Here is a 470-nt window from a genome sequence, read left to right as displayed (position 1 = left end):
GTCATCAACACCACCGAACGCCACCCGTTCTACAGCCCCATTCGCGCGCAGAACCCGGTTCGCAGCCTGGCAGCCGCCGCCACACCGAGTCAGGCCAACGGACCCGGCTGGACCGACGCGGCGGATCTTCGATCCGGTGACGGCCTCTACACCCCCAACGGTGATGCCGCACAGGTCAAGTCAGCTACACCCGTGGACGGTGACGCCCACATGTGGGACCTGACCATCGAGAACACCCACACCTTCTACATCGCCACCTCGACCGCACCGGTCCTTGTCCACAACTGCCCGATGCCGGCCGACTACGGCCCCAAGAGCCTGCCAGCCTGCACAAAACTCGATTGCGGACACACCACCGAGGTGCCGTCGGCTGTCTACAACGAAAACGTTGTTCCCGGTCACTACAACCACAACCTTGACGCTATCGAGAACGGTCGCCCAGAGATCCTCACAAAAGGTGACCCTAAAGA

The 470-nt window shown here is 62.1% G+C and carries 1 protein-coding gene; it reads left to right on the top strand.

Annotated elements, in window-relative coordinates:
* On the top strand, positions 1-470 hold a 470-nt coding region (locus RM572_RS29035), incomplete at both ends, for a hypothetical protein (protein WP_311676341.1).

Source organism: Streptomyces hazeniae, from assembly GCF_031845485.1.
GTDB lineage: Bacteria > Actinomycetota > Actinomycetes > Streptomycetales > Streptomycetaceae > Streptomyces > Streptomyces hazeniae.
The sequence above is the reverse complement of the archived record's forward strand: the minus strand, read 5'-3'. Positions and strand labels throughout refer to the sequence as shown.